The sequence below is a fragment of the Paraburkholderia sp. SECH4 genome (assembly GCF_030511745.1).
Classification (GTDB): domain Bacteria; phylum Pseudomonadota; class Gammaproteobacteria; order Burkholderiales; family Burkholderiaceae; genus Paraburkholderia; species Paraburkholderia madseniana.
Genome location: NZ_JALOCP010000035.1, coordinates 14,988 through 38,543 on the forward strand (window position 1 = coordinate 14,988; position 23,556 = coordinate 38,543).

General features: G+C 59.8%; 22 protein-coding genes. 2 read left to right on the forward strand and 20 right to left on the reverse strand.

Features of this window, described 5'->3' with window-relative positions; translation table 11 throughout:
* Positions 1-290: 290 nt before the first annotated feature.
* The gene (locus M0D67_RS32940; RefSeq protein ID WP_266241088.1) at positions 291-1,202 is read right to left on the reverse strand and encodes a GDP-mannose 4,6-dehydratase; all 912 of its coding nucleotides are present in this window, start codon (positions 1,200-1,202) and stop codon (positions 291-293) included.
* A gap of 222 nt (positions 1,203-1,424) precedes the next feature.
* Between M0D67_RS32940 and M0D67_RS32945 the strand changes: the two genes are divergently transcribed.
* The gene (locus tag M0D67_RS32945; RefSeq protein WP_154560276.1) at positions 1,425-2,336 is read left to right on the forward strand and encodes a symmetrical bis(5'-nucleosyl)-tetraphosphatase; all 912 of its coding nucleotides are present in this window, start codon (positions 1,425-1,427) and stop codon (positions 2,334-2,336) included.
* Between the two features lie 22 nt (positions 2,337-2,358).
* On the opposite strand, the gene M0D67_RS32950 is transcribed toward M0D67_RS32945, so the two are convergent.
* The 8 genes from M0D67_RS32950 to M0D67_RS32985 all read right to left on the reverse strand — a co-directional run bounded on the left by M0D67_RS32950 (position 2,359) and on the right by M0D67_RS32985 (position 9,393).
* Positions 2,359-3,237 carry a 1-acyl-sn-glycerol-3-phosphate acyltransferase gene (locus M0D67_RS32950; RefSeq protein ID WP_266241089.1) on the reverse strand — a complete coding sequence of 293 codons (879 nt, stop codon included), beginning with the start codon at positions 3,235-3,237 and terminating at the stop codon, positions 2,359-2,361.
* 37 nt (positions 3,238-3,274) lie between these two features.
* A complete protein-coding gene (locus M0D67_RS32955; protein ID WP_266241090.1) occupies positions 3,275-4,555 on the reverse strand; it encodes a dihydroorotase in 1,281 nt (426 codons plus the stop codon).
* Positions 4,556-4,659: 104 nt separating this feature from the next.
* Positions 4,660-5,685 (reverse strand): aspartate carbamoyltransferase catalytic subunit, encoded by a 1,026-nt coding sequence (locus M0D67_RS32960; RefSeq protein WP_120346234.1) that lies wholly within the window; start codon positions 5,683-5,685, stop codon positions 4,660-4,662.
* Between the two features lie 71 nt (positions 5,686-5,756).
* A complete protein-coding gene (gene pyrR, locus M0D67_RS32965; RefSeq protein WP_266241091.1) occupies positions 5,757-6,287 on the reverse strand; it encodes a bifunctional pyr operon transcriptional regulator/uracil phosphoribosyltransferase PyrR in 531 nt (176 codons plus the stop codon).
* The gene (ruvX, locus tag M0D67_RS32970) at positions 6,274-6,714 is read right to left on the reverse strand and encodes a Holliday junction resolvase RuvX (RefSeq protein WP_115782008.1); all 441 of its coding nucleotides are present in this window, start codon (positions 6,712-6,714) and stop codon (positions 6,274-6,276) included. Before ruvX ends, pyrR begins: the two co-directional genes overlap by 14 nt.
* Positions 6,711-7,289, reverse strand: a complete 579-nt coding sequence (locus M0D67_RS32975; protein WP_266241092.1) for a YqgE/AlgH family protein — start codon at positions 7,287-7,289, stop codon at positions 6,711-6,713. The genes ruvX and M0D67_RS32975 overlap by 4 nt, the downstream gene beginning before the upstream one ends.
* 265 nt (positions 7,290-7,554) lie before the next feature.
* Positions 7,555-8,964, reverse strand: coding sequence for a hypothetical protein (locus M0D67_RS32980; protein WP_266241093.1), 1,410 nt, complete (start codon positions 8,962-8,964; stop codon positions 7,555-7,557).
* Between the two features lie 258 nt (positions 8,965-9,222).
* Positions 9,223-9,393, reverse strand: a complete 171-nt coding sequence (locus tag M0D67_RS32985; protein WP_006047743.1) for a rubredoxin — start codon at positions 9,391-9,393, stop codon at positions 9,223-9,225.
* 298 nt (positions 9,394-9,691) lie between these two features.
* Between M0D67_RS32985 and M0D67_RS32990 the strand changes: the two genes are divergently transcribed.
* Positions 9,692-10,552 carry a hydroxymethylpyrimidine/phosphomethylpyrimidine kinase gene (locus M0D67_RS32990; protein WP_154560269.1) on the forward strand — a complete coding sequence of 287 codons (861 nt, stop codon included), beginning with the start codon at positions 9,692-9,694 and terminating at the stop codon, positions 10,550-10,552.
* A gap of 263 nt (positions 10,553-10,815) precedes the next feature.
* Here the strand turns inward: M0D67_RS32990 and groL are convergent, their stop codons facing one another.
* From groL to M0D67_RS33050, 11 genes are all read right to left on the reverse strand, one after another.
* The gene (groL, locus tag M0D67_RS32995; RefSeq protein ID WP_154560268.1) at positions 10,816-12,456 is read right to left on the reverse strand and encodes a chaperonin GroEL; all 1,641 of its coding nucleotides are present in this window, start codon (positions 12,454-12,456) and stop codon (positions 10,816-10,818) included.
* A gap of 54 nt (positions 12,457-12,510) precedes the next feature.
* The gene (gene groES / locus M0D67_RS33000) at positions 12,511-12,801 is read right to left on the reverse strand and encodes a co-chaperone GroES (RefSeq protein ID WP_007178996.1); all 291 of its coding nucleotides are present in this window, start codon (positions 12,799-12,801) and stop codon (positions 12,511-12,513) included.
* A gap of 567 nt (positions 12,802-13,368) precedes the next feature.
* Entirely contained in the window at positions 13,369-13,572 is a 204-nt protein-coding gene (locus M0D67_RS33005) for a hypothetical protein (protein WP_266241094.1), read from the reverse strand.
* 424 nt (positions 13,573-13,996) lie between these two features.
* Positions 13,997-14,962: a PDR/VanB family oxidoreductase gene (locus M0D67_RS33010; protein WP_266241095.1), complete on the reverse strand. Its 966-nt coding sequence runs from the start codon at positions 14,960-14,962 to the stop codon at positions 13,997-13,999.
* Positions 14,963-15,040: 78 nt separating this feature from the next.
* Complete coding sequence (locus M0D67_RS33015; protein WP_266241096.1) at positions 15,041-16,126, reverse strand: aromatic ring-hydroxylating dioxygenase subunit alpha; 1,086 nt, start codon at positions 16,124-16,126, stop codon at positions 15,041-15,043.
* 418 nt (positions 16,127-16,544) lie between these two features.
* Positions 16,545-17,495: a LysR family transcriptional regulator gene (locus M0D67_RS33020; protein WP_266241097.1), complete on the reverse strand. Its 951-nt coding sequence runs from the start codon at positions 17,493-17,495 to the stop codon at positions 16,545-16,547.
* Positions 17,496-17,645: 150 nt separating this feature from the next.
* On the reverse strand, positions 17,646-18,215 hold the full coding sequence (locus tag M0D67_RS33025) for an NADPH-dependent FMN reductase (protein ID WP_154560265.1): 570 nt from the start codon (positions 18,213-18,215) through the stop codon (positions 17,646-17,648).
* Positions 18,216-18,339: 124 nt separating this feature from the next.
* Positions 18,340-19,689 carry a glutathione-disulfide reductase gene (gene gor / locus M0D67_RS33030; protein ID WP_154560264.1) on the reverse strand — a complete coding sequence of 450 codons (1,350 nt, stop codon included), beginning with the start codon at positions 19,687-19,689 and terminating at the stop codon, positions 18,340-18,342.
* A 279-nt stretch (positions 19,690-19,968) separates the two neighbouring features.
* On the reverse strand, positions 19,969-20,928 hold the full coding sequence (locus tag M0D67_RS33035; protein ID WP_266241098.1) for a transporter: 960 nt from the start codon (positions 20,926-20,928) through the stop codon (positions 19,969-19,971).
* 609 nt (positions 20,929-21,537) lie between these two features.
* Positions 21,538-22,314 (reverse strand): cyclase family protein, encoded by a 777-nt coding sequence (locus tag M0D67_RS33045; protein ID WP_154560263.1) that lies wholly within the window; start codon positions 22,312-22,314, stop codon positions 21,538-21,540.
* Entirely contained in the window at positions 22,311-23,486 is a 1,176-nt protein-coding gene (locus tag M0D67_RS33050) for a S9 family peptidase (protein ID WP_154560324.1), read from the reverse strand. Before M0D67_RS33050 ends, M0D67_RS33045 begins: the two co-directional genes overlap by 4 nt.
* Between the last annotated feature and the right edge of the window lie 70 nt (positions 23,487-23,556).

Sequence of the window (23,556 nt, forward strand, 5' to 3'; positions counted from 1 at the left end):
CCCCCAGATTATAAAGCCGTCCCGGGTAAAAACCAGAACCCTAACAACTTGAAACAGCTTGACAAACCGTTTTCTATCGGGTTGCGCCGGGCAATTTGCCGGGAGAAGTGTTGAGCCGGTCGGCAGAAGTGGAAAGCCGACCTCCTGTCCGAACGGCGGCTTTCGGCGTCGGAGAATGTCGCGGGCTTGAGAGCGAAATGCGCCTCGCGGATGCGGAGACGGGTGGCGTTGACTTCGACAAGGCGGCGCGCCACCGCGGCTGGGACGCTACAACCGCCAATTGGCGCCAATCACGCCGCCAACATCCACCGCAACGTATCCATAAACGGAATCGCCTCAACCTCCGGCACCAGCGAGCGCAGCTTGGCCGGCGACCCAGCCAGCATCTTCACGTCGGTTTGTCGCACGAAAGCAGGATTGACCTGAATCTCGAGCTCATGTCCGGTCAGATCACTCGCCGCCGACAGAATCTCCCGCAGCGTATAAGGCGTGCCGGTACACACATTGACCGTTTCAGCAGCAGCCTCCGATTCAAGCAAAGCCTCATAAGCGTTCGCCACGTAGCGCACGTCCGAGAAATCACGCGCCACGTCGATATTGCCGAGTTCGATCGCCGGCTCGCGTCGTGCGAAATGCTCGACGATCTTCGGCACAAGAAAGTTCGATGTCTGCCCGCGGCCCGTGTAGTTGAACGGCCGCACGATCAGGATGGGCAGCCGGTCGAACCAGGTCCGCACCATCGTTTCCATGGCCGCCTTGCTGGCGGCGTAGTGGTTCACTGGCGTGACGGGGAAGGTTTCGTCGATGGCGTCGCTGGTGACATTGCCGTAAACATTCGCGCTGCTCGCGATCAACAGCTTGCGGGGCGTATGGCCAACAGCCGCACAGGCCTCCAGCAGATTCAGCGTGCCGATCACGTTGACGCGGTAAAAATCGAGCGGATCGTTATGACCCACGAAGCTGATCGCCGCCAGATGCACGATGTAGTCGGGCCGCGCGGTTTCGATCACGCGCCGGCAGGCGTCGGGCGACGTAATGTCGAGCCTGAGGCGCGTCGGCGTTTCAGGCTCGTTGCGCCCGGCCACTGTTTCGATCACGGTATGGCCGCGGCCGAGCAGATTGTCGACCAGATAGCGGCCCGTGAAGCCACTCGCCCCGGTGACGAGTGTGCGGATAGGTTGATTCGCATGAAAAGACGACATGCTTTCTCCGTTCACGAGGGTGATCCTGTTGTGGTGCAATATCGCGCGCGGCCCTTGCGGTGCGCCTGACGCCCCGGGAATGCCACTTGCTGGCCGCTCCCGACGGCGCTTGCCACGATATCCGTGCATCAAACGGGCTATTATGTCACGCTAATTTGCTGCACCGCCCAACGCGGCACGCCTTGTTCGTAACCGCGTGTATCGAACTGCACCGACTTCTTGATGACATCCTCCACCGCTTCCACCGTCGCTTCTCCTGCCGCGTTTAGTGCCGGATCTAGTGCCGTTCCGCAGCCGCACCTGCTACCACTCGCTTTCGGCGACCTGCAAGGCTGCCGAAAGCCGTTCCAGCAACTGCTGGCCAAAGCCGCGCCGCCCGAAGGCACGCCGCTGTGGTTCGCGGGCGACCTGATCAACCGCGGCTCCGAATCGCTCGCCACGCTGCGCGACATCATCGCGCTGGGAGACCGTGCGGTGCCGGTGCTGGGTAACCATGACCTGCATCTGCTGTCGGTGTCGGCGGGGATTCGCAAATCGAAGAAAGGCGACACGATCGACGACATTCTCGCCGCACCGGATGCCGCCGATCTGCTCGACTGGGTCCGCCATCGTCCGATCGCGCATTTCGATAACGGCATGCTGATGGTGCATGCGGGCGTGTTACCGCAATGGGATGCCGCCCTGACGATGGAACTCGCCGACGAATTGCAGCGGGCGCTGCGCGCGCCGAACTGGAAGGAAACGCTCGCGGGACTCTACGGCAACGAGCCGAATCGCTGGACGCCCGGCGTCAAGGGTATCGAGCGGCTGCGCCTGACGTGCAGCGCATTGACGCGCATCCGCTTCTGCAATGCCGAAGGCGCGATGGATTTCAGCAGCAGCGCAGGTCTGAATTCCGCGCCGCCGGGCAACATGCCGTGGTTCGACGTGCCGTCGCGCAAGACTGCGGACATCACGGTGGTGTTCGGCCATTGGGCCGCGCTCGGTTTGACCTTGCGCGACAACCTGATCGGGCTGGATTCCGGCTGCGTCTGGGGTGAGAAACTCTCGGCCGTGCGCCTTGCGCAGAATCCCGCGGAGCGCACGCTGACGCAGGTCGACTGCGAGGCGTGCGGCACGCCAGGCGGCAACTAAGCCGACCCGCTAAGCCGCCCCGTTAAGCCGACCGGCCGGACTGATCGACGGGTTCGATCAGCGCCGACGAAGCGTTGGAAGCATCAGAGGCGTTGTGCGTGTAGGGCGCGCTGTACGCGTCGGCCGATGAAATCGACGCCGCGATCGCAGCACCGGACCTCGTCATGCCGCCCTGCATCTCCCGCAGCGCCGCTGCAATCACCCCTTCCGCCTCCGCCGCCAGCGTACGCCGATCCGCACCCGGCGCGAGCGGCGCGCCGACATACACATGCGCAGTCAACGGCCCGCCGCTCAACAGCATGTTCAGCGAATCAGCCAGCGTCAGATCGTCGATATACGCCGGCGCGGTGGATTGCCGGCCCTGCGCATCTTCATACATGATGCACAGCGGCTGCACTGGCGCCGAGGCCGACACGGCGGCCTGGAACATATTCGCGTGAAACGGCAGTAGCGCCAGACCGTTCGTTGTTGTCCCTTCAGGAAACACGCACATCAGCTCGCCCGCGCTCAGGCGGTCGGACAGCTCATGCATGATCCGTTTCGCATCGCTGCGCTTCTCGCGCTGGATGAACACCGTGCCCAGTTGCTGCGCCAGCCAGCCGACCACCGGCCACTGCCGGATCTCGGCCTTCGAGACGAACGGCGTGGGTCGCCACGCATTGATCACGTAGATGTCGATCCACGAGATGTGATTGGCGACCACCAGCGCGCCGCGGTCAAGCCGCGCGCTGTCGTTATGCACGACGAGCCGCATGCCGCATAGACGCAGCATTTTCAGCGACCATTCGCGGTTGAGCGTCTGCCGCCCATCCGCGCCGATCTTGGAAAAGCGCGTCGCAACGATCCACATGCCGTGCAGCAGATGGGCGACGAGACGGGCCTTGCGTAACGCGAGCTTCATTGTTGGAGCTTTCCGTAACTGGGCAATGCCGCGAATATTAGCGCTGTTCGAACGCAACGTGACCGGACACGATGGTCATCCGCACGCGCGCCGGCAGTTCATAGCCGAGGAACGGCGTGTTGTGTCCCTGGCTCTTCAATGCACGCGGCTCGACGCGCCAATACGCGTTGCGGTCGAACACGCAAAGATCGGCGACGGCGCCCACGGCGATGCGGCCAGCCGCCTCCAGCTTCAGCACGTCGGCCGGCGCCGTGGTGATGCGGTTCAGTGCCTTGGCCAACGGCACGCCCGCTTCGTCGGCCCATTTGACGGTTAGCGACAGGAACAGCTCGAGGCCCGTCGCGCCCGGCGTGGCTTCGGCGAACGGCAGCAGCTTTTCGTCGTCGTCGACCGGCGTGTGGTCAGAGCAGATCGCGTCGATCGTACCGTCGACGAGGCCCGCGCGGATCGCCTCGCGATCGCGCTGCTGGCGCAGCGGCGGATCGAGGCGGAATTGCGCGTCGAAGTAGCCGATGTCGACGTCGATCAGATGCACATGGTTCACGGTAACGTCGCACGACACCGGCAAGCCCTCGGCCTTGGCCGCGCGCATCAACGCGATGCCCGCCGCCGACGACACATGCGACAGATGCACCCGTGCTCCCGTCACGCGGACCAGTTCGAAGATCGTGTGCAGCGCGATCGTTTCCGCCGACACCGGCACGCCAGACAAACCGAGCCGCGACGCCAGCGCGCCGCTTGCGGCGACGCCGCCCTTGCCAAGATAGGCATCGACCGGACGCAGCCACACCGTGTAGCCGTATGTCTTCGCGTACTGCAACGCACGCATCAAGACCTGCGTGTCGACCACTGGCACATCGGCCTGCGAAAAGCCGATACAGCCCGCTTCGGTCAGCTCGACCATCTCGGTGATGACCTGGCCCTTCAGCCCGACGGTCAACGCGCCGAGCGGATACACATGCGCCTGGTCCAGATTGCGCGCGCGGAACTTGAGCATCTCGACGAGGCCCGGTTCATCGAGCGTCGGATCGGTGTCCGGCGGACACACGAGACTCGTCACGCCGCCTGCGAGCGCCGCGGCCATTTCGGATTCGAGCGTCGCCTTGTGTTCGTAGCCCGGTTCGCGCAAGCGCGCGGACAGGTCGACCAGGCCCGGCACGATATGCAGGCCTTTGGCGTCGATCGTCTTCGCTGCGTTGAAATCAGCAGGCGCGTCGCCGATGGCGACGATCTTGCCCGCTGCGATAAAAATGTCCTGCTGCTGTTCGGTGCCCGCCGCCGGATCGACCAGCGTGCCGCCTTGAATATGAATCTTCATGCGCTGCCTTAATGTTTAGCCAAGCGTTCAGCTAAGTTCTGCGTGACTTGTCGCGTGTGCTGGTGCGTGCGTTGATGCGTGTGTTGGTGCGCGCCGTGGCGAGATCAATCGTGATTGCCCGCGACGATTCCCATCACCGCCATGCGCACCGCAATGCCGAACGTCACCTGGTTCAGAATCACCGATTGCGGACCGTCGGCCACCTGCGAATCGATTTCGACGCCACGATTCATCGGCCCCGGGTGCATCACGATCGCATCGGGTTTGGCGAGCGCGAGGCGCTCCGGCGTCAAACCCCAGCTCTTGAAGTACTCCTGCGCCGACGGCAGCAGCGCGCCGCTCATCCGCTCGTTCTGCAAACGCAGCATGATGATCACGTCGACGTCTTTCAGGCCTTCGTCCAGGTTGTGGAATACGCGCACGCCCATTTGCTCGAGACCGCCCGGTAGCAGCGTGCGCGGACCGATCGCGCGCACTTCCGGCACGCCGAGCGTGGTCAGCGCATGAATGTCCGAACGCGCAACCCGCGAATGCAGAATGTCGCCGACGATCGCCACGCGCAGATTCGTGAAGTCCTTCTTGTAGTGGCGGATCGTGTACATGTCGAGCAGACCCTGGGTCGGGTGTGCGTGACGGCCGTCGCCGGCATTGATCACGTGCACGTGCGGCGCGCAGTGTTGGGCGATCAGGTACGGTGCGCCACTCGATGCATGACGCACGACGAACATATCGGCATGCATCGCCGAGAGGTTGTTGATCGTGTCGAGCAGCGACTCACCCTTGCTCGTTGACGAAGCATTGATGTTCAGATTCAGCACGTCGGCCGACAAGCGCGTCGCGGCGATTTCAAAGGTCGTGCGGGTGCGCGTCGAGTTCTCGAAGAACAGGTTGAACACCGACTTGCCGCGCAACAACGGCACCTTCTTCACCTCGCGATCGGTCACGCTGACGAACTGGTCGGCGGTATCGAGAATGTGATTGACGATCGCCTTCGGCAAACCTTCGATCGACAACAGATGTTTGAGCTCGCCGTTCTTCGTGAGCTGCGGATTGCCCTTCAGGAAGCCATAACGGAAGCGCTCGGTGGCGCTGTCGGCGGAATCCTGGGAGGCCTGGGTGGCGGTGTTCATGGGGTACCTGCTTCAAATACGGGCTTCAACGTGTTCGGCGTCGATGCCTTGCTCAATGCGCAAAGCTGCGTTCAATCAACGCGTGCTTCGGTGTGAAAGGTGAAACGCGGCGCGCCATCGGCGCCACCTGCTTCGCGGGCGAGCACGAGCGTCGCATCGGCCGGCACATCCACCACGCCGCCGACAAAACGCGCCGCCACCGGCAACTCGCGTCCGCCGCGGTCGGCGAGCACCGCCAGTTCGACCGATGCCGGACGGCCGTAGTCATACAGCTCATTCAACGCCGCGCGAATCGTACGGCCGGTGTACAGCACGTCGTCCACCAGCACGATGCGGCGCTTGTCCACGGAAAACGGCAGCGAGGTCGGGCTTGCCTGCGAGTGCAGGCCTTTTTTCGCGTAGTCGTCGCGATGCAGCGCGACATTCACCACGCCGAAGCTCGGCGCCTTCAGATCGCGCGCAAGGCGCTCGGCGAGCCACGCGCCGCCGCTGTAGATGCCGGCCAGCACGGGGCCATCGGCAGTGCCGAAGGCGTCGCCATACGCCGCGCGAACCTGTTCGAGCACGGCGCGATAAAGCGCTTCGGCGTCAATGGAACTCATGATCGTCGGAAAGTCCGTCTAGATATTGCTGGAGGATGATGCTGGCGGCTTCGGCGTCGAGCATGTCGGCGCGGCCGTTGCCGGCGCGGATTTCCGCCTTCGCCTCGACCGACGAATAGCGCTCGTCGATCCATGTCACCGGCAGATTGAAGCGGCCATTCAGCTGATTGCCGAAGCGCTTCGCGAGTTGGGTCATTTCGTGCGGCGTGCCGTCCGGGTGCATGGGCAAACCGACGACCAGCGCGTCCGGTTTCCACTCTGCGATCAGCTTGCCGATCGCCTCGAAACGGTATTCGCGGCTGCGGTTCTGCACGATCACAAGAGCCCGTGCGCTGCGGGTGAGCGAATTGCCCACCGCCACGCCGATCCGCTTTTCACCATAGTCGAACGCAAGCAGCGTCGCCTCACGTCCGGCTGCCAGGCTCATGCGTGACCTGCTTCGCCCGACAGCATCGAGAGTGAAATGCCGAGCAGCGCGAGCGCGGCTTCCAGACGCTCCTCGGCAGGCACGTCGAAAATGATTTTCGGGTCGGCTTCAACCGTGAGCCAGCCGTTCTTCGAAATCTCTTCTTCGAGCTGACCCGCGCCCCAGCCGGCATGGCCAAGCGTGAGCAGGAAGCGCTCCGGACCGGTGCCGCTCGCGACGGCTTCGAGCACGTCTTTCGACGTGGTCATTTCGAGCCCGCCCGGCACCGACATCGACGACGTATAGGCATTGCCGTCTTTCGGATCATGCAGCACGAAGCCGCGCTCGGTTTGCACCGGGCCGCCGAAATACACGGGCACATGGAGAAGGGGTTCGATCTCGAGCTTGAGATCGATGCGACTGAAGAGCGCTTCCAGGTCGATATCGGTCGGCCGGTTGATCACGAGGCCGAGCGCGCCGCGCTCACTGTGATCGCAAAGGTAGACCACCGTTCCTGAAAACGTGGGATCCGCCATGTTTGGCATGGCGATCAGGAACTGATTGGTCAGATTGATGCGATCGGTACTCTTGGACATAGTTCGGATTTTAGCAAAGACGGTGCAGGATGGCGGGCTTTGAGCGCGGAACCGCGATGTGCGCGATGACCTGCGCCGCGAGCCATCGACGGCGAATCAAGTTGCACTCTATCACGCACGCAGGCCTTGTCCATGGCGCGCTCAGCGGTGTTGACGACACGCATATCGCGTGCCTCCGGGTTCGAACATGGCGCCTCGCTGTTGCCGGCAGAGGATGGGCGCCGGCGCGCAGGGCATGCTGCTGATTGATACAGCAGCCAGCAGCTCAGGCGCCGCCCTGCTCGATCGAACGCGTCAAGGCGGCCAGTGCAGCGCTGCTGCCTGTCGGCGCGACGCCCGCAGCGACTTTATGCAGCATCGCACGTAACGCTTCGGCGGCCTGTTCGAGCGTGCTCGCCGCCGGTGCACCGACGATGACGTGGGAGCGCACCGCCGGCGTCGATACGCCGGCGTGCGCGCGGCGGCGCCACGCGAGCCCGAGTGCATCGGCAACCAGCGCCACGTGGCCGAGGCCCAGCGCGCACGCGGCGGCACCGAGCCGGTAAGCGGCGTCGCCCGCCTGCAACGCTTCGCTCGGATCGGCTTTCTCGGGCTGGTCGGCCGCGCGGGCGTGCTCGGTCAGCGCCGAAATCGAGGCATCGGCCGTTTGCAGGAAATCTTCATACGCATGCGCGTTGACGGTTAACACGCCCAGCTCGCGCGTCAGCGCGCTGCGGGTCGCGCTGACAGCCTGCGCCTGCACGGCGCCAGCTTCCCAAAGCATTTCGGATGCCTGGGTGCCCGCGACGTGCCAATCGACCGTCAAGCCGTAGTCGTGCAGCACTTCGACCTGATCGGCGTCTTCCGCTGCAGCGCCGAACAGCGCGTAATCGCGCCACAGCAGCGCCAGCGTCGCACGCACCAGCGAACGCGGCGCGCGCTCAATGCCGTGCGCATGATCGGCCAGGGTGAGGTTGCAGCGCGCGTAGAAACGCCGCGCGTCGGCATCTCCGGTGGCGCGGCCGCTGACGCGTAGCGCCTTGGCGCAAGCTTTGGCGAGGCGCCAGAAATCGTAGGGATCCGGGCCGGTGAGTTCGGTAAAGACGGCATCCAGTTCGTCGAGCGCCGCGTTCGTGAACGCCAGCGCAGCACCACTGCTATCAGGCTGCGAGCGCAACACCGGCAGCAGCGCGCGCTCGTAGCGCGCCCGCAAATGAGCGAGCTGATCCGCGGACTGGTTATGCAGCGACACCGGCGGCACCGGGCGGGCGCTCAGCGCGAGATCTTCGAAAGCGACGGTCGAACCGGGCGTGTGCTCCGACAGATGGGCACAGAGCGCGTAATAGTGGTTAAACAGCGTGGGCGAACAGGACAGCTCGCGCAGATTGTGGCGCTCGAGCGCCGCGCGGAAATCGTGCAATGCCGCGCCGAACACGGGCCGCGCGCTGTCCGCGTCAGCCGGATCGCCCTCGGCCAGAGGCGAGAGCCGCACCAGCGCGTCCGCGAAGCGCTGCGCGCTCAGCCAGCCGGCTTCGCGCAACCCGTGCGACGCACGCAGCAGCGCCGAGGTGCTCTCGCGGTGTTGCTCGAACGCCAGCAGCGCCTCGGCCAGCGCCAGCTCCGCAGAGCGGACAGCGCCGCCGCGCGGATTGGGCAATGCATCGAAGGAATCGGGTGCAGCGGATCGAAGAGTCATGGGCAGGCGACAGGAAGCTGACGGGTCGCCGCTCGGCGCTGCACGAGAGACTGATCGGCTAACGCGCGAACTGGCGACGGGACAATGACAGATTACCGCTGCGACACGGTGCAACCGGGGACGTTCCGTGTGAGTGCGTTGGGGCTGCGTTCCGAACGCATGAACCGCGTTCGATCCGGCCGACGCCGCCTGCAAAACGCCGCGCCGCAGGCACACGGCATGGCACTCGATTGGACACCGCCGTTTGCCCCTCGGACCTCAGATCTGGACCATCTCGAAGTCTTCCTTGCGCGCTCCGCATTCCGGGCAGGTCCAGTTAATGGGAACGTCCTCCCAGCGCGTGCCCGGCGCAATGCCTTCGTCCGGCAAGCCGGCTTCTTCGTCGTAAATCCAGCCGCAAATCAGGCACATCCAGCTTTGATATTCCATTCTTGTGTCGCGTCGTAGAGTCCGTGGAAACGGGAGCCATGATGGTACCGTGTTGCCGCCCCAATGCCTAGCAAACAGAAACGTGCAATCGTAGTGTGCGGCGGCCTTTGGCTAGAGGGTTGCGTCGGTTTGGTTGGCGCTTACGCGTAGGGTCGCGCCTGGCTGCCGCTCACGTGCTGCTGGCTTGCGGCAATGCGCCGAAGACTGCGAAAAACCGCCTTCATAACGGTTTAGGCCGCATAATTGAGCCGATTGCGCACCCTCTGCGCCTAAATACAGCTCCTTTTTGTAAATCTTCATGCCCAGCGATACGCCTCCGATCGTCCTCACCTTCGGCCTTTCCGATCCCACCGGCGGCTCCGGCCTGCAAGCCGACCTGATGACCCTTGCCAGCATGGGCTGCCATGGCGTCTCCGTGCTCACGGGTTATACCGTGCGCGACTCGGCAAGCTGCGACGAAGTCACCGGACTCGACCCTGAAGTGGTCGCGACCCAGGCTCGGATGCTGCTCGAAGACATGCCGATCGCCGCGTTTAAGGTCGGCGCATGCACGCGCGCTGAAGTGGTGAGCGCGATTGCCGAAGTGGTCGCCGATTACGACGACATCCCGCTGATTCTCGCCCCCGACTTCACGCTCGACGACGAACACGTGCTCGCCGCCGACGAACTGCGCGAAGCGATTGCCGACCTGCTGGCGCCGCAAACCACCTTGCTGGTGGCCGATTCGACCACGCTGCTCGCTCTCGCCCAGCCGGACGGCGACGCCGAGGCGCCGAGCCTCGACGCGGCGATCTCGCATCTGCTCTCGCAAGGCTGCGAATACATTCTGTCGACGGAAACCGGCACGCACCGGCTCGTCAATACGCTGTTCAGCGAAGACGGCCAACTGCGCCAGGATATGTGGGACCGCGGCGCCCATCGGATTATGGGCATTACCGACACGCTCGGCGCCGCGATTGCCGCCTTGCTGGCCAACGGCCAGGACCCTGCTGAAGCCGTACGCGAGGCGCAGGAGTATCTGTATCAGGCGATGCGCAACGCATTTCGGCCAGGAATGGGCGCGTATCTGCCTGATCGCTTCTTCTGGGCCCGCAGCAGCGACGACGACACGCCGCCTGCAACCGGCAAGGATGCGACACCGGGCGAAGCACGGCATTAAATTGGCGGCTCGAAGCGTCTGCTGCGCGAGCGGCAGGCGCCCGGCAAGCGTTTCCACTTCAGCCGCGGCCCGACCAGCCTAATAGGCTGACGAATACAACGTGCGCGAAGCACGCGTAATGCCGGACGACCCAACCCCTTACCCCAAAACAAAAAACCCGCATTTCTGCGGGTTTTTTGTTTTGGGAAGCACGCCTCGCGACGCACTTCCCCATGTGTTTCCAACGGAGCCTCAAACGAGGCCAAGTGAGGCTCAATCGGAAATTACATGTCCATGCCCATGCCGCCCATGCCGCCGGGCATACCGCCGCCCATCGGAGCATCTTCCTTCGGCAGTTCGCAAACAGCAGCGTCGGTGGTCAACAGCAGGCCAGCGACCGAAGCTGCGTTTTGCAGCGCCGTGCGCGTCACCTTCGTCGGGTCCACGACACCTGCGTCAACCAGGTCGACGTACTCGCCGGTTGCTGCGTTGTAGCCGTAGTTGCCCGTGCCAGCAGCAACAGCTGCCACCACGACGCTGGCTTCTTCGCCACCGTTCGTGACGATCTGGCGCAGCGGCTCTTCCATCGCGCGCAGCACGATCTTGATACCTGCGTCCTGATCGGCGTTAGCGCCCTTCAGGCCAGCGATTGCCGTACGTGCACGGATCAGTGCGACGCCGCCGCCAGCAACGATGCCTTCTTCCACAGCTGCGCGCGTTGCGTGCAGTGCGTCTTCGACACGTGCCTTCTTTTCCTTCATTTCGACTTCGGTCGCAGCACCGACCTTGATCACTGCAACACCGCCAGCCAGCTTGGCCACGCGTTCTTGCAGCTTTTCACGGTCGTAGTCCGACGTAGCTTCTTCGATTTGCGTGCGCACTTGCTTCACGCGCGCTTCGATCGTTGCACCTTCGCCAGCGCCGTCGATGATCGTCGTGTTTTCCTTGCCCACTTCGATACGCTTCGCTTGACCCAGTTCAGCCAGCGTTGCCTTTTCGAGCGTCAAGCCGGTTTCTTCAGCGATGACTTGACCGCCGGTCAGGATCGCGATGTCTTCCAGCATGGCCTTACGACGATCGCCGAAGCCCGGAGCCTTGACAGCAACGGTCTTCAGGATGCCGCGGATGTTGTTCACAACCAGCGTAGCCAGCGCTTCGCCTTCGACGTCTTCTGCGATGATCAGCAGCGGACGGCCAGCCTTAGCGACTTGTTCCAGGACCGGGAGGAGGTCACGAATGTTCGAAACCTTCTTGTCGTGCAGCAGCACGAACGGGTTGTCGAGCACAGCAACTTGCTTGTCCGGGTTGTTGATGAAGTACGGCGACAGGTAGCCGCGGTCGAATTGCATGCCTTCAACCACGTCCAGCTCGTCTTGCAGCGACTTGCCGTCTTCAACCGTGATCACGCCTTCCTTGCCGACCTTGTCCATCGCTTCAGCGATGCGGTCACCGATCGACGAGTCGCTGTTTGCCGAAATCGCGCCAACTTGAGCGATTTCCTTGTTGGTCGTGCACGGCTTGCTGATCTTGCGCAGTTCTTCGATCGCTGCGGTCACAGCCTTGTCGATACCGCGCTTCAGGTCCATCGGGTTCATGCCCGATGCAACGTACTTCATGCCTTCGCGGACGATCGACTGAGCCAGAACCGTTGCGGTCGTGGTGCCGTCACCTGCGTTGTCGCTGGTCTTGGAAGCGACTTCCTTGACCATTTGTGCGCCCATGTTCTGGAGCTTGTCTTTCAGTTCGATCTCTTTCGCGACCGAAACACCATCCTTCGTGACCGTCGGGCCGCCGAAGCTGCGTTCCAGGACAACGTTGCGACCCTTCGGGCCCAGCGTGACCTTCACAGCGTTCGCGAGGATGTTCACGCCTTCAACCATCTTGGCACGGGCGGAATCACCGAATACGACGTCTTTAGCTGCCATCTTCTAACTCCTTGAATTCTTTGGGATATGACCGGGAAAAGTAGCGACTGACGCTTACTTTTGCACCACGGCCATGATGTCTTCTTCGCGCATCACGAGCAGTTCGTTGCCGTCGACCTTGACGGTCTGGCCTGCGTACTTGCCGAACAGGACGCGGTCACCGACCTTCACGTCGAGGGCGATTTGTGCGCCTTTGTCGTCACGCTTGCCCGGGCCGACTGCCAGAATTTCGCCTTGATCCGGCTTTTCTGCTGCGGCTTCGGGGATCACGATGCCCGACGCGGTCTTGGTTTCTTGATCCAGACGTTTGACGATCACGCGATCATGCAAAGGACGAAGGTTCATACATACTCCTCTCTTGATTGAGACTGAAGAACGCTGAGAAAACCCGGCTGGCAGAGCCAACCGGCGATGTTGTTAGCACTCTCGTGCAGCGAGTGCTAATTATATGGACGGGTGGTGACAAATTCAAGAAGGGATGTCGCTTTGACTGTCGAGATTCGCTTAACTTTGAACTTTGTTCGCTTAAGTCTGAACTCTTAGCCGCGCGCGGTCGCCACGACGACATAAAATATCTTTTTAAAACAATGACTTATTGTTCCGCCAGCTGTTTCACAGCGTCGCGCGCGCAGTGCAACTGCACGGCCCTCTCTGACGACATCTGTTCGCAAGTCCTAGTGACTCACGCCAAATTTAGGGAAAACCCCACCAGGGTCGCAATCGCTGGTCTCCTTCAGGCAGATCGAAGAACACGATCCGGCCCTGCGCGTCCGGTGCGGTGACCCCGAGTTCACGTGCTCAATCAAGTCGTCACCGAGCAATGCGATAGCAGCTGCATAAAGATACTGAGTTGAGGCAGGTTCCAGCTAAAAACCGCGCAGGGTCGCTCGAGGCTTTTTACGAGTGCTCGACTCAAGCCCTTTTCAAGCCGCTGACAACGCTCCCCGCAGATTCAGTGACGATAATTCCGCCTTTCAGGCGAGTTGCTTTCACCGCTTCACGAACCTTGTCGTGCACCTCATTGGCCGTGACGTCGCCGTCGTAGCGGTAAGTCGCGTCGGGGAGTTGATAGAGAACACCCTCTGCCTTAATGGTGCGATAGCATCGCCCGTTCATGCCCCTCCTCGAAAGCAGGAGAATCCCCACGGCGTCATCTTGAACGACAAGTGATAGTGTTGTAGTGGATCGGCGAGTCCAAAAAAAGTAAGGGACCAAGTCGAGAAAGGGAATACCCACAAGCGTACCCCACTTGCGCTCGATAATAGTCGCCGACCCGAAACGTCACTTCATGGATGCCCGCGATGCATTGGGAGACCCTCTGGCCGGGCGAGGCTACGATCGACGCCGATGCTACCGTGGCATACCAGTACGCGTACGTCATCGCAAAAGCGCCGACGCATACACCCTGCTGGGCTGCCTGATCAAACAGGTATAGACACAATTTGACACACGACGCACCGTACTCGGATATCACAGACGCTTTGCGCGAGTTCTTTACCGAACAACGTACATGTCTACCTAGACCATCGTCGCGAGCGGATTAAAGATCAAGCACTAAACGTCGTGACAGAGAACGCGAGCAACAAGGTGTAAAACGGTCGTTCCGAACATGTTCCTCGTCTGTAAGATAGACATCTCGATGATCCGGGTCGCCTGCGAGAACCCGTGTGAGGCAAGTGCCGCAAACTCCAGCCTCGCATGACACTGGCAAATCGATGCCGTTCTCGCGTAGGACTGCGACCACCGATTTTTCTGCCGGCACCGTAAATATTCCGCCGCTGCGACCCAGTTCAATCTCAAAACATTCAGCGTTCGGCGCCGCCACTGGAGGCGAAAAGTACTCGTAATGGATCCGCTCTTGCGTCCAACCGGCAGCCTTAGCCGCATCGACTATCCAATTGATGAAACCCGTTGGTCCACAGACATAAAGATGCGTCCCGTGGCTTTCGTGCGCAAATACCTTCTCGAGTGCTGGTCGTGGCTTGCCCGTTTCATCATCGAGATGAAAACGAACACGATCGCGAAAAGCCGATGCAGTGATATGTCCGGCAAACGCCATCCTATCTGCTGACCGGCCATAGTAATGAAAAGTAAAATCGCTGTCGCTCCGGGAAAGCACTTCCGTCATGCACAAGATAGGGGTGACACCAATTCCACCGGCGAACATGAGGTACCGTTCAGCAGACGCCAGCTGAAAATGATTCCGGGGCGCACTGATGTGAAGGATGTCGCCCTGCTCAACCAAATCATGCACTGCCATCGATCCACCGCGAGAATTGGGATCGCGCAATACGCCGATACGGTAGTGGTATCTTTCGCCCGGATGATTGCATAACGAATATTGACGGACGAGACCACCCGGAAGATGGACATCGATGTGGGAGCCAGCCGAAAACGCAGGCAGAATATCCCCGCGAGCATCGGCAAGCTCAATACTACATATATCTTTCGCCTCCACCCGCTTGCGCACAACTCGGACGGCGATTGTAGAAACTGTCTGGTTCATTGTATTTTCAGTCTGCAGACGACGCCAGCCGACCTCCGGAGAGAACCGGCCGGCAGGATTTGGTCAAGGACGTTCCCATCAGCCCAATGCGGTGAGCGGTCGCTCTACGGGATTGGGCGTCATTTCGCCGTGAATCATCTTCTCGAACATCCGGCGCCCGGTCACGCAAACCGCGTCGGCTCTAACAAGAACCTCCGAAGTCGACCGACTCTTCTGGATCATTTCCTCAATATATTCGGAGGCCATGACGTCTTCGGGTATCACGCGGTTCTTTTGATAGTCGAACAACTGCTGGGATACGCTGCGATCACTGCTCCACGACTGGCCCGCCGCGAAGAAATAGTTGGTGCTGTGACGGGTGGCAGGCGTCACGGCGTGATAAACCCGCAATGAACCCAAGAGCTCGCCCGGAGTGGCATCGGTTTTCTGCGGAAGAGAAATCTGAGTACCACCAACATGCAGGCACGGCAATAACAATTTGAGTCCCTGCACCCTGTCCACCTTGCCACTGAAATGCAGGAACCGGGAGAAGAAGTCGGGAATGTCGACGTTGCGCTGCGTATAGACACTGGATACCCAGTTCGGGCCTGTTTTGACTTCAGGAACCGTGTCCTGTGCGCCACCACCGCTTCCGAAGCTGGGCATGTGCAGGTATCCGACATGCGTCAGATCAAACAGGTTGTCATGCAAAAGCATGTACCGACCCGCGACAAGGTTATAACCACCGCTAACGATCAGATGATCGTCATCGCCAAGACCGAGTTCATCCTCGCTCGGGATCAGGCTTTCGTCCGCCAGTGCTGGATCACCCATCCAGATCCAAAGCCACCGCCACTGCTCAACAATGGGATAGGAGCGGACCCGGCAGGCTGCCGGTACAGCGGACTGGCTCGGGATAGCGGCGCAACTGCCATCGGGCCGAAAAGTGATGCCGTGATAACCGCACTGAATGTTGTCACCGGAGACGCGGCTTCTGCCCAGCGGAAAGCCGCGATGTGGGCAACGCCCTTCAAGAGCGACAGGCTTGCCGCTCTCCGTGCGGTAAAGCGCGACAGGCTCGTCGAGAATCCAGCGCTCCATCGGCTCTCGCGTCACCTCCTCAGACCATGCCGCTATGTACCATTGGTTTCTGGCTGCAAATAGACCATCGGGCAGTGGATACATTTGAGTCCGTCTCCTGACTAATTAGTTTATTCCGGTTGCGCCGCGCGGCGACCACGTACAGAAGACAGTTGCTCACAGAGTCGGGGGCTTCCGCGTCGCAACCGAGCCGTGCAGGTAACGTTGCCAATTGCCTCTCAAGCCTGCTGCAACTGTCGACTTCCCATATGGTCCGTGTTTAAGACACACAAGGGAAATCGTCAGTAGCGATTGCAGCTATAGCGCCGACTTATGCGAGCGACACGCTGTTGTTCCGGAAGGAGGCTGGACACTACCTGTAATGGACCCTACAGCCACAGTGTGAAAATCAGACGGGCAGGAGAAGTGAGCGGCTTGGGCTCGCAACGATGAAACATATAACGCCGGCGACCCGAATCCCTGAATCGCATGTGGGTGCCGCGTAGGCAGACACACCCAAAAGTCACTCGTATTCCAGCCGTTGGCGCCCTGCCTGCAGTTCTTGTGCGGCCGATTGAAGAACCGCCCGGAACCACCGATGCCCCGCATCGTGGTCGTTCCTCGGATGCCAGTAGACGTGCTCTTCGAAATCAGGAACTTCAAACGGAAGAGGTAGTGTCCGCACACGCTGCGCACCGCGCATGGCGATCAACTTTTCAGGCGCCGTCGCGATCACTCCAGTTTGGGCAACGGCGTCGAGTGTCAACTGAAAATTTGGGAACCATGCCCTCACCCGCGGCTGCTTCGGTTGTCGACGCAACGCCTGCTCGCTAATAGACACTGTTTGGCCCGCAAAGCGGGTTTCAACGTAGGGGAGTTCGCAAAGCTCGTCGAAACTTATGGTGTTGCCTACGGCGCTGTTGTCATTCGCGACCGCAAGCACCAATCGATCCGAAAACAGGTCCGCCGAGGACAGCGGTCCATTGAGATTGACTGGTTCCATCAGCAACCGCTGGGGGATGGCAATTGCGATGTCGATTTGACCGTCCACAAGCCGCGCGAACGTATCGGAGAATAGATCATCGAACTGAACGCTGACCCGTGGGGCAACCTTACCCAGGTATCTGATAACGGGGATTGCTAGAAGATCGCTGCAGTAAGTGGACGCGCACACGCGGAAAATCCGCTGCGCCTTCGCCGGGTCGAAATCCTCAGCACCGTTGGTAAGCGTCCGAATTTCGAACAGAATGTTTTTGACCGGCTGTGCAAGTGTACGTGCACGCGGCGTCAATTCGAGCCGTCGCCCCACCTTTTCCAGCAATGGGTCCGAAAAATGCCAACGCAGTTTCTGAAGCGCAGCACTCATGCCCGGTTGCGAAATGTTCATGCGTTCAGCGGCGCGCGTAACATTTTTCTCGCTGAGCAGGGCGTCGAGCGCGAGCAGAAGATTCAGATCGAGACCCCCAAGGTGCACACCTGTCTCCAGTCAGATTAGCTTTTCATTGTCCGCTGCATGTCAATTGAACAAAATATAGCAAGCTACGCAGAGTCCACGGCCTTCGCTGCGAGAGGCGCCGTACGAACTGCCGGAAGCATATGCTCGCAATTCGCCCGCAGAAAAACTTTACGACTGTCTCTCCTGCCTCACAAATTCGACCAACCGCTGCAGCGCACCGATTGCCAAATCCAGCGAAATTCCATCCGACAGTATGCCGTTCACGACTTTGCCGCCAATGCCCCCCAGAGCAACTGGGGGCATGATGATCTGACGAGACAGCGTGGAGGCAAATAACTGCTGAAGATGGACGTGCGCCCGCACCCCTCCATACAGGCTGGGAGAGGCAGTAATACACACTACCGGCTTGTCCTTCAATACCGACTCATAAGCCGGCCGGGATGCCCAATCAATGGCGTTTTTCAGTACCGCCGGCAAACCATGGTTGTATTCAGGCGTGACGACAAGCAACCCGTCACACTCGCGAATCCTCTCCTTGAATGCCGTGACTGCCACCGGCCGCGTCTGTTCATCATCCAGATCCTGGTTGTAAAACGGCAAAGAACTAATTGCTGCCCGCTCCACGCGCACGTTATCAGACACATGGTCAATCAGCGTCCGCAGTACGGCCGTGGAGTAAGACTGCGCTCGCAGGCTGCCGCAAACTGCCAGCAAAGAGACATGAGGGTTCGTGTTCATCAGGTGAAGACTCCTCTTTTTTGCTAAAAATTTGTTCACTATGCGCGAAGTACCATGACAGGCGTCGAGTGCAAAAATATCAACTATTTCCGTTTCCAAAATGAATGGAGTCCGAAATTGTCAATCAGCGCGCCGTCCGTAACGTAACAAACTCTTCAGCAAGCGTCGGATGCACACCAAGCGTCGCGTCAAAGTCAGCCTTCCGCGCCCCTACCTTGAGAGCAATTGCCAGCCCCTGAATGATCTCCGCGGCGTCGGCCCCCACAATATGAGCCCCAAGCACCCTGTCCGTCTTTCCATCCACGACGAGCTTCACAAGGGCGCGCTCTTCGCGCAATGAAAGCGCTGCCCGCATTGGGCGGAAACTGCTCCCGTATATCTTGACGTCGTCAAACTGCGCTCTCGCTTGCTCTTCGCTAAGCCCGACAGAGGCCGCTTGTGGTTGGCTGAATACAGCAAATGGGACGTTGTTATGCGAGATCGCGCGAGATTGCTCCCCGAACACTGTATCCGCAAACGCATGCCCCTCATGAATCGCGACCGGGGTCAGCTTGAGCCGATTGGTGACATCGCCCACGGCATAGACATGCGGGTTGGTCGTGCGAGAGAATTCGTTCACCTTGATCGCACCGTCTCCGTCAACGCCGACTCCAACCGTATCCAGGCGTAGCCCGCTAGTGGCACAGTGACGGCCGGTGGCAACCATCACCGCATCTACCTCGCACACCGATCCATTCGACAGATGAACGGACAGCGCGTCTCGTGCGCGTTCCACCGCCGTCACGTCGACACCAAGACGAAGGTCGACACCGGTACGTGCTATTTCGTCCGCGAGGTGGAAACGGAGTTCGTCGTCGAACCCACGAAGAATCTGGCTCCCACGATGCAGTTGAACCACCTGCGTACCCAGGCCATTGAAGATGCCTGCAAACTCACATGCGATGTAGCCTCCCCCGACAATCGCCACGCGGCGCGGCGCGTCCCGCAAGTTGAATACTTCGTCTGAGGTCACCGTGAACTCTGCTCCGGGCACGTCAAGCCGTGCGGGCGTCGCACCCGTTGCGAGAAGAATGACCTTCGCAGTAATCACCTCGCCATTCAGGCGGATCCGATGCGGCCCATCCAATTCCGCACGGCCACTGAAAACCGCAACCCCAGACTTATCGAGCAAGCTGCGGTAGACGCCTTCGAGTCGGTCTATTTCCTTGTCCCTCGCCGCGACCATGGCAGCCCAGTCATGAACGTATGATCCGAGCGTCCAGCCATACCCTCTCGAATCCTCAAAGGCGCTCCTGAACTGTGATGCGTACATCATGAGTTTCTTGGGCACACAACCACGAATCACACATGTTCCGCCAAGCCGGAAAGCTTCTGCGATGCCAACCCTCGCCCCATACCCTGCCGCCACGCGACTCGCGCGGACGCCGCCTGAACCACCGCCAATGACAAAAAGATCGAAATCGTAAGTCTGCATGCGCTTGCTCTCTGTATGCGTGAATGGCTCAAATCACGAAGTTGGGCCACCGGGCCCTTCCTCTTCCAAACCCAATCGACTTCATAACATGGACTTTCACCCGGCAACGTATCGTCGCTCCCAACATGATGGGCATGCGTATTCCTACATTCAAGTTGATGATTTGAATCCGGTTCATTCAAGCCATGAATGGCGATGGCACACCATGCTGCTGTTCATCGCGAAAATCTGAGCTCATATCAGCGGCCAACCAACTTGTGTTCTTGTGTTCCCTCCCCCTTATAGATTGAGAGGAAAGGTGAACTCAATCCAGGCCCGATCGCCCTTCGGCCGATTCCTGACGTCGAACTCGTGTTGCCATTTAAAAACGATCCCGGAATCACGTGTGAAATTGAGCCGGATCTGCGGACCGATAGCGTATGCTCTTCCGCGAAACCCATTCCCGTCCACTGGCGCGCCGTTTTGGGTGTCATTGGTCACTTGTTGCAGGACGTAGCCCTGCACCCCAAGTTGAAGCTTCGGCAGGACCGAGTACCCAGCAACCCAGTCCAAGACGACCAGATTCCCCGAGTGGTAACCGTCTGCGTGATTGGGCGAATTGATTTCATAGCCAAGTGTCGCCGAGAACTCAGAACGTGGGAACGGAACGGCTGTCACCTTCAGGGCAGGAATGAACGCATAGGTATTCGATCCCGTGTTGACCAAGCGCGATGCCGAATACGAACCTATCGGCAACACGAAATCCAGTGCGAGCAAACCAAAGAAAGTCTTATCCGGGTTGGAGTATCCAATATTCAGACTGTGAATCGTCAGATCCCCGAAGCCCCATCGGTTGGCACTTCCAAAGGGCAGAGTCGTCCCAGCATGAACGATAGGCAGGGCGAACCCGGATGTGAAAGTAACCGGCCCTAACGTTTCTCCCCATGTGTGCAATACGCGCGGCGCCATTGCGAATACATTAACCTTGAAACCCGGGATAGCGCTTCCGCCGTTCTGGCCGACAAACCGGCTCGCTGTATAGAACGTCGAGTAATCGTAGAACTGCGTTGTGCCTGGGGCGGGCACAATGGCATTCAAAACGGTATCGATCCCAATAGGATAGCTCTGCAGTCCATTTTCGGTGGCGTAGGCCTTTCCGGAAAGGCCAAGCACCCCGAACAGAACCGCTGCCTCCAGACTTTTTCTCCAACGCATAATCGTCTCCAAATATATATAGTCATTTTTAATCCGATCTTTCATACTCGTTCTTTCTTATATTTATAAGTAATGCAAAGTTTTTTCCGTTCTCCTTCTCCTAATCTGTGACTGCCTGATTGCCCCGCGCGCGCGTCCGACACCACCGGCATATCCGTTAATTGCGTAGCCGGGATCGCGACGTTGACGTTATCCGAATCGCGCTGTAGCTCTTGATGCCCCGAGCGGTCGGCACGTTCTCCAATATTTCGTCCTCGCCTTCGTCAAAACAGTGAGGTCAAAATTCTTCGAATCTCAGGCGGTGCGCATTGCCGGTCGTTCCGGGCCCGGCGGGAATAGGCGCCACGCCCCGTCCTGATGACGAAAAAAGAACAGTGCGATCGGGCCTGCGGCTCTCATTGTCTCGACGCATACATAGCATTCGCGTCTGGATCGTCTGTTCCGGAATTCCGTAACCCGAACACCCTTCGCAGGATCAGGAGCTAGCCAGTGCTCCACCATCACGCGTAGCGACCTTTCCGTACCAGACATCAACTTCTCCTTCCCTTCACCTGGTGCCACGATCCTGTGTCCGCAGGCGTGACACAACCATGGCAACGCTAGTCGCATTTACCCGCTCAACTACGGTCTCCCAACCCGGGATACCGGCCCGTCTCACGTGTCCAAGATCGCAACCGCCCGGGTCCAGCCTGCCGATGCTGCGCGGATCTTGAACGGAAAGCAGGCGATCGTGAATCCGTCGGAGGGAAGTACCTCGAGGTTATGCAGCTTTTCTAGATGGCAGTAGCCCACCTGCCGACCCGCCTTGTGCCCCTCCCATATCAGCGAGGGATCACCGGTCTCGGCGAATTTCGTCTTTGTGTGCACAAACGGGGCGTCCCAGCTCCATCCGTCCGTGCCTGTGACTCTTACCCCGCGTTCAAGCAGGTAAAGGGTAGCTGCCGCGCCCATGCCGCAGCCGGCACTCACGTAATCGTCGGCACCGTATCGCTTTCCTGCCGACGTATTGATCACCGCAATTTCGAGCGGCTTCAGTTCATGGCCAATCCGGTCCAACTCCGCCTCGACGTCCTTGGGCTGGACGACGTATCCATCGGGAAAATGGCGGAAGTCTAGCTTCACGCCCGGCTGAAAGCACCAATCGAGTGGAACCTCGTCGATCGTGATAGCGCGCTTACCACCGTCCATCGTCGACGCAAAATGATAAGGCGCATCGAGGTGCGTACCGTTATGCGTGATGAGCTCGACGCGCTCGATAGCCCACGCCTCTTCGTCCGGCAGGTCCTCTGGCCGCAGGCCCGGAAAGAAGTTGACGAGTTCAGGAAGTGACCTCGTATGATCGACGTAGTCGATTTTCGGCCGATAGACTGGCGGATCGGAGACAACATCGTTTTCCAAATAGATCGACAGGTCAACGAACGTGCGACTCATTTCCGTACTCCCATTGCGCCGATTTCCGCGAACGTTTCGCTGACCCAGTCGGCGATGTAATCCCGCGTATTGCTCATGTTGTCCGCGCTGACGTGCTCAACACCCCCTTCTTTGGCCGTGAAGAACTTCAGTTCACGCTTCGGACTATTGACCGCGCCATCGTATTGCGCATGCGCGTACTCCAGAGGAATCTGACGATCTTTGGCGCCGTGCGTAACCAGAAACGGCACCGTAATCCGGTCAATGACATTTTCAAGCGTAATTCGCGGAGCAAATGCCATAAACTCGTCCAGACTCCCCTTGCCCCAAACCCATTGAACGTGCTCCCAGTAATGGGGCACTGGGCGATCGCCCTCCCGCGCCAAACGACGTTTCTGCAGCTCGCCCCAATTGAAATTCGCACCCCACGCAACGCAAAGCCGGTAGCGCTTCTCGAACGCCGCCACCCGCGGAGCGTAGTAGCCGCCAAGAGACCAGGCGCAAACACCCAGCATGTCAGAGTCGACATCACGCCGTGTCTGAAGGTAGTCTGCCACCGCACTTCCCCAGATCTCGCTTTCCACGACGGCGTGCAGTCCGCGCAGACGCAATGCCTCACCCACACCGGGCTGGTCAACCATCAGGGTCGAAACACCGCGGCGAGCCAACGCCTGCGCGATCCCTGATCCGTAGATCATTTCCTTTGTGCTGTCCAAGCCGTTAAAGTGAGCGATGCACGGTGCCGGCGTTCCATCTTTACGATCAGCCCGAACGAACAGACCTGCGAGCACCGTGCCCTGGTACGGAATTTCAACACGCTCGCAGTTTTCTTCGTGTAACTCGGTAAAACGCGAAAAACTCTCCAACATCTTTGAATAGGCGATTTTCCGCGGCGCATAGTCTCGATTCTGCATACGCTCCGCTGTCAGATAATACGTTGCTGCCCTCCCGAGCTTGGCCCCGGCGCTTAATCGCCGCCCACGTGCTTCGTCGTCTTCCGCGAGCTCCACGAGACGCTCCGCCTGGTCACACCAGGCCTTGAAAAAAGACTCCGTCCCTTCGCTATCCGGAAGCAGTGACGCCTCCACGAGTTGCCGGCAAATTACGTCGACTTCACCGATGTTTCCACCCATCCCCAATGCAAGGTTGGCGGACAGATTCCAGACATAGTTCTTGGGAAAATATTCGAGCATTTCATTCCTCTCTATCAGGGCCATGGTGTGTTTCACCATGCGCGCCAAGTGTTTCAATGGGCCGAGCTTT

What these genes read in the sequence shown, in the direction of transcription:
- M0D67_RS32940 (WP_266241088.1), bottom strand. Translation starts at nt 1,202, where the DNA reads ATGTCGTCTTTTCATGCGAATCAACCTATCCGCACACTCGTCACCGGG.
- M0D67_RS32945 (WP_154560276.1), top strand. Translation starts at nt 1,425, where the DNA reads ATGACATCCTCCACCGCTTCCACCGTCGCTTCTCCTGCCGCGTTTAGT.
- M0D67_RS32950 (WP_266241089.1), bottom strand. Translation starts at nt 3,237, where the DNA reads ATGAAGCTCGCGTTACGCAAGGCCCGTCTCGTCGCCCATCTGCTGCAC.
- M0D67_RS32955 (WP_266241090.1), bottom strand. Translation starts at nt 4,555, where the DNA reads ATGAAGATTCATATTCAAGGCGGCACGCTGGTCGATCCGGCGGCGGGC.
- M0D67_RS32960 (WP_120346234.1), bottom strand. Translation starts at nt 5,685, where the DNA reads ATGAACACCGCCACCCAGGCCTCCCAGGATTCCGCCGACAGCGCCACC.
- pyrR (WP_266241091.1), bottom strand. Translation starts at nt 6,287, where the DNA reads ATGAGTTCCATTGACGCCGAAGCGCTTTATCGCGCCGTGCTCGAACAG.
- ruvX (WP_115782008.1), bottom strand. Translation starts at nt 6,714, where the DNA reads ATGAGCCTGGCAGCCGGACGTGAGGCGACGCTGCTTGCGTTCGACTAT.
- M0D67_RS32975 (WP_266241092.1), bottom strand. Translation starts at nt 7,289, where the DNA reads ATGTCCAAGAGTACCGATCGCATCAATCTGACCAATCAGTTCCTGATC.
- M0D67_RS32980 (WP_266241093.1), bottom strand. Translation starts at nt 8,964, where the DNA reads ATGACTCTTCGATCCGCTGCACCCGATTCCTTCGATGCATTGCCCAAT.
- M0D67_RS32985 (WP_006047743.1), bottom strand. Translation starts at nt 9,393, where the DNA reads ATGGAATATCAAAGCTGGATGTGCCTGATTTGCGGCTGGATTTACGAC.
- M0D67_RS32990 (WP_154560269.1), top strand. Translation starts at nt 9,692, where the DNA reads ATGCCCAGCGATACGCCTCCGATCGTCCTCACCTTCGGCCTTTCCGAT.
- groL (WP_154560268.1), bottom strand. Translation starts at nt 12,456, where the DNA reads ATGGCAGCTAAAGACGTCGTATTCGGTGATTCCGCCCGTGCCAAGATG.
- groES (WP_007178996.1), bottom strand. Translation starts at nt 12,801, where the DNA reads ATGAACCTTCGTCCTTTGCATGATCGCGTGATCGTCAAACGTCTGGAT.
- M0D67_RS33005 (WP_266241094.1), bottom strand. Translation starts at nt 13,572, where the DNA reads ATGAACGGGCGATGCTATCGCACCATTAAGGCAGAGGGTGTTCTCTAT.
- M0D67_RS33010 (WP_266241095.1), bottom strand. Translation starts at nt 14,962, where the DNA reads ATGAACCAGACAGTTTCTACAATCGCCGTCCGAGTTGTGCGCAAGCGG.
- M0D67_RS33015 (WP_266241096.1), bottom strand. Translation starts at nt 16,126, where the DNA reads ATGTATCCACTGCCCGATGGTCTATTTGCAGCCAGAAACCAATGGTAC.
- M0D67_RS33025 (WP_154560265.1), bottom strand. Translation starts at nt 18,215, where the DNA reads ATGAACACGAACCCTCATGTCTCTTTGCTGGCAGTTTGCGGCAGCCTG.
- gor (WP_154560264.1), bottom strand. Translation starts at nt 19,689, where the DNA reads ATGCAGACTTACGATTTCGATCTTTTTGTCATTGGCGGTGGTTCAGGC.
- M0D67_RS33035 (WP_266241098.1), bottom strand. Translation starts at nt 20,928, where the DNA reads ATGAAAGATCGGATTAAAAATGACTATATATATTTGGAGACGATTATG.
- M0D67_RS33045 (WP_154560263.1), bottom strand. Translation starts at nt 22,314, where the DNA reads ATGAGTCGCACGTTCGTTGACCTGTCGATCTATTTGGAAAACGATGTT.
- M0D67_RS33050 (WP_154560324.1), bottom strand. Translation starts at nt 23,486, where the DNA reads ATGCTCGAATATTTTCCCAAGAACTATGTCTGGAATCTGTCCGCCAAC.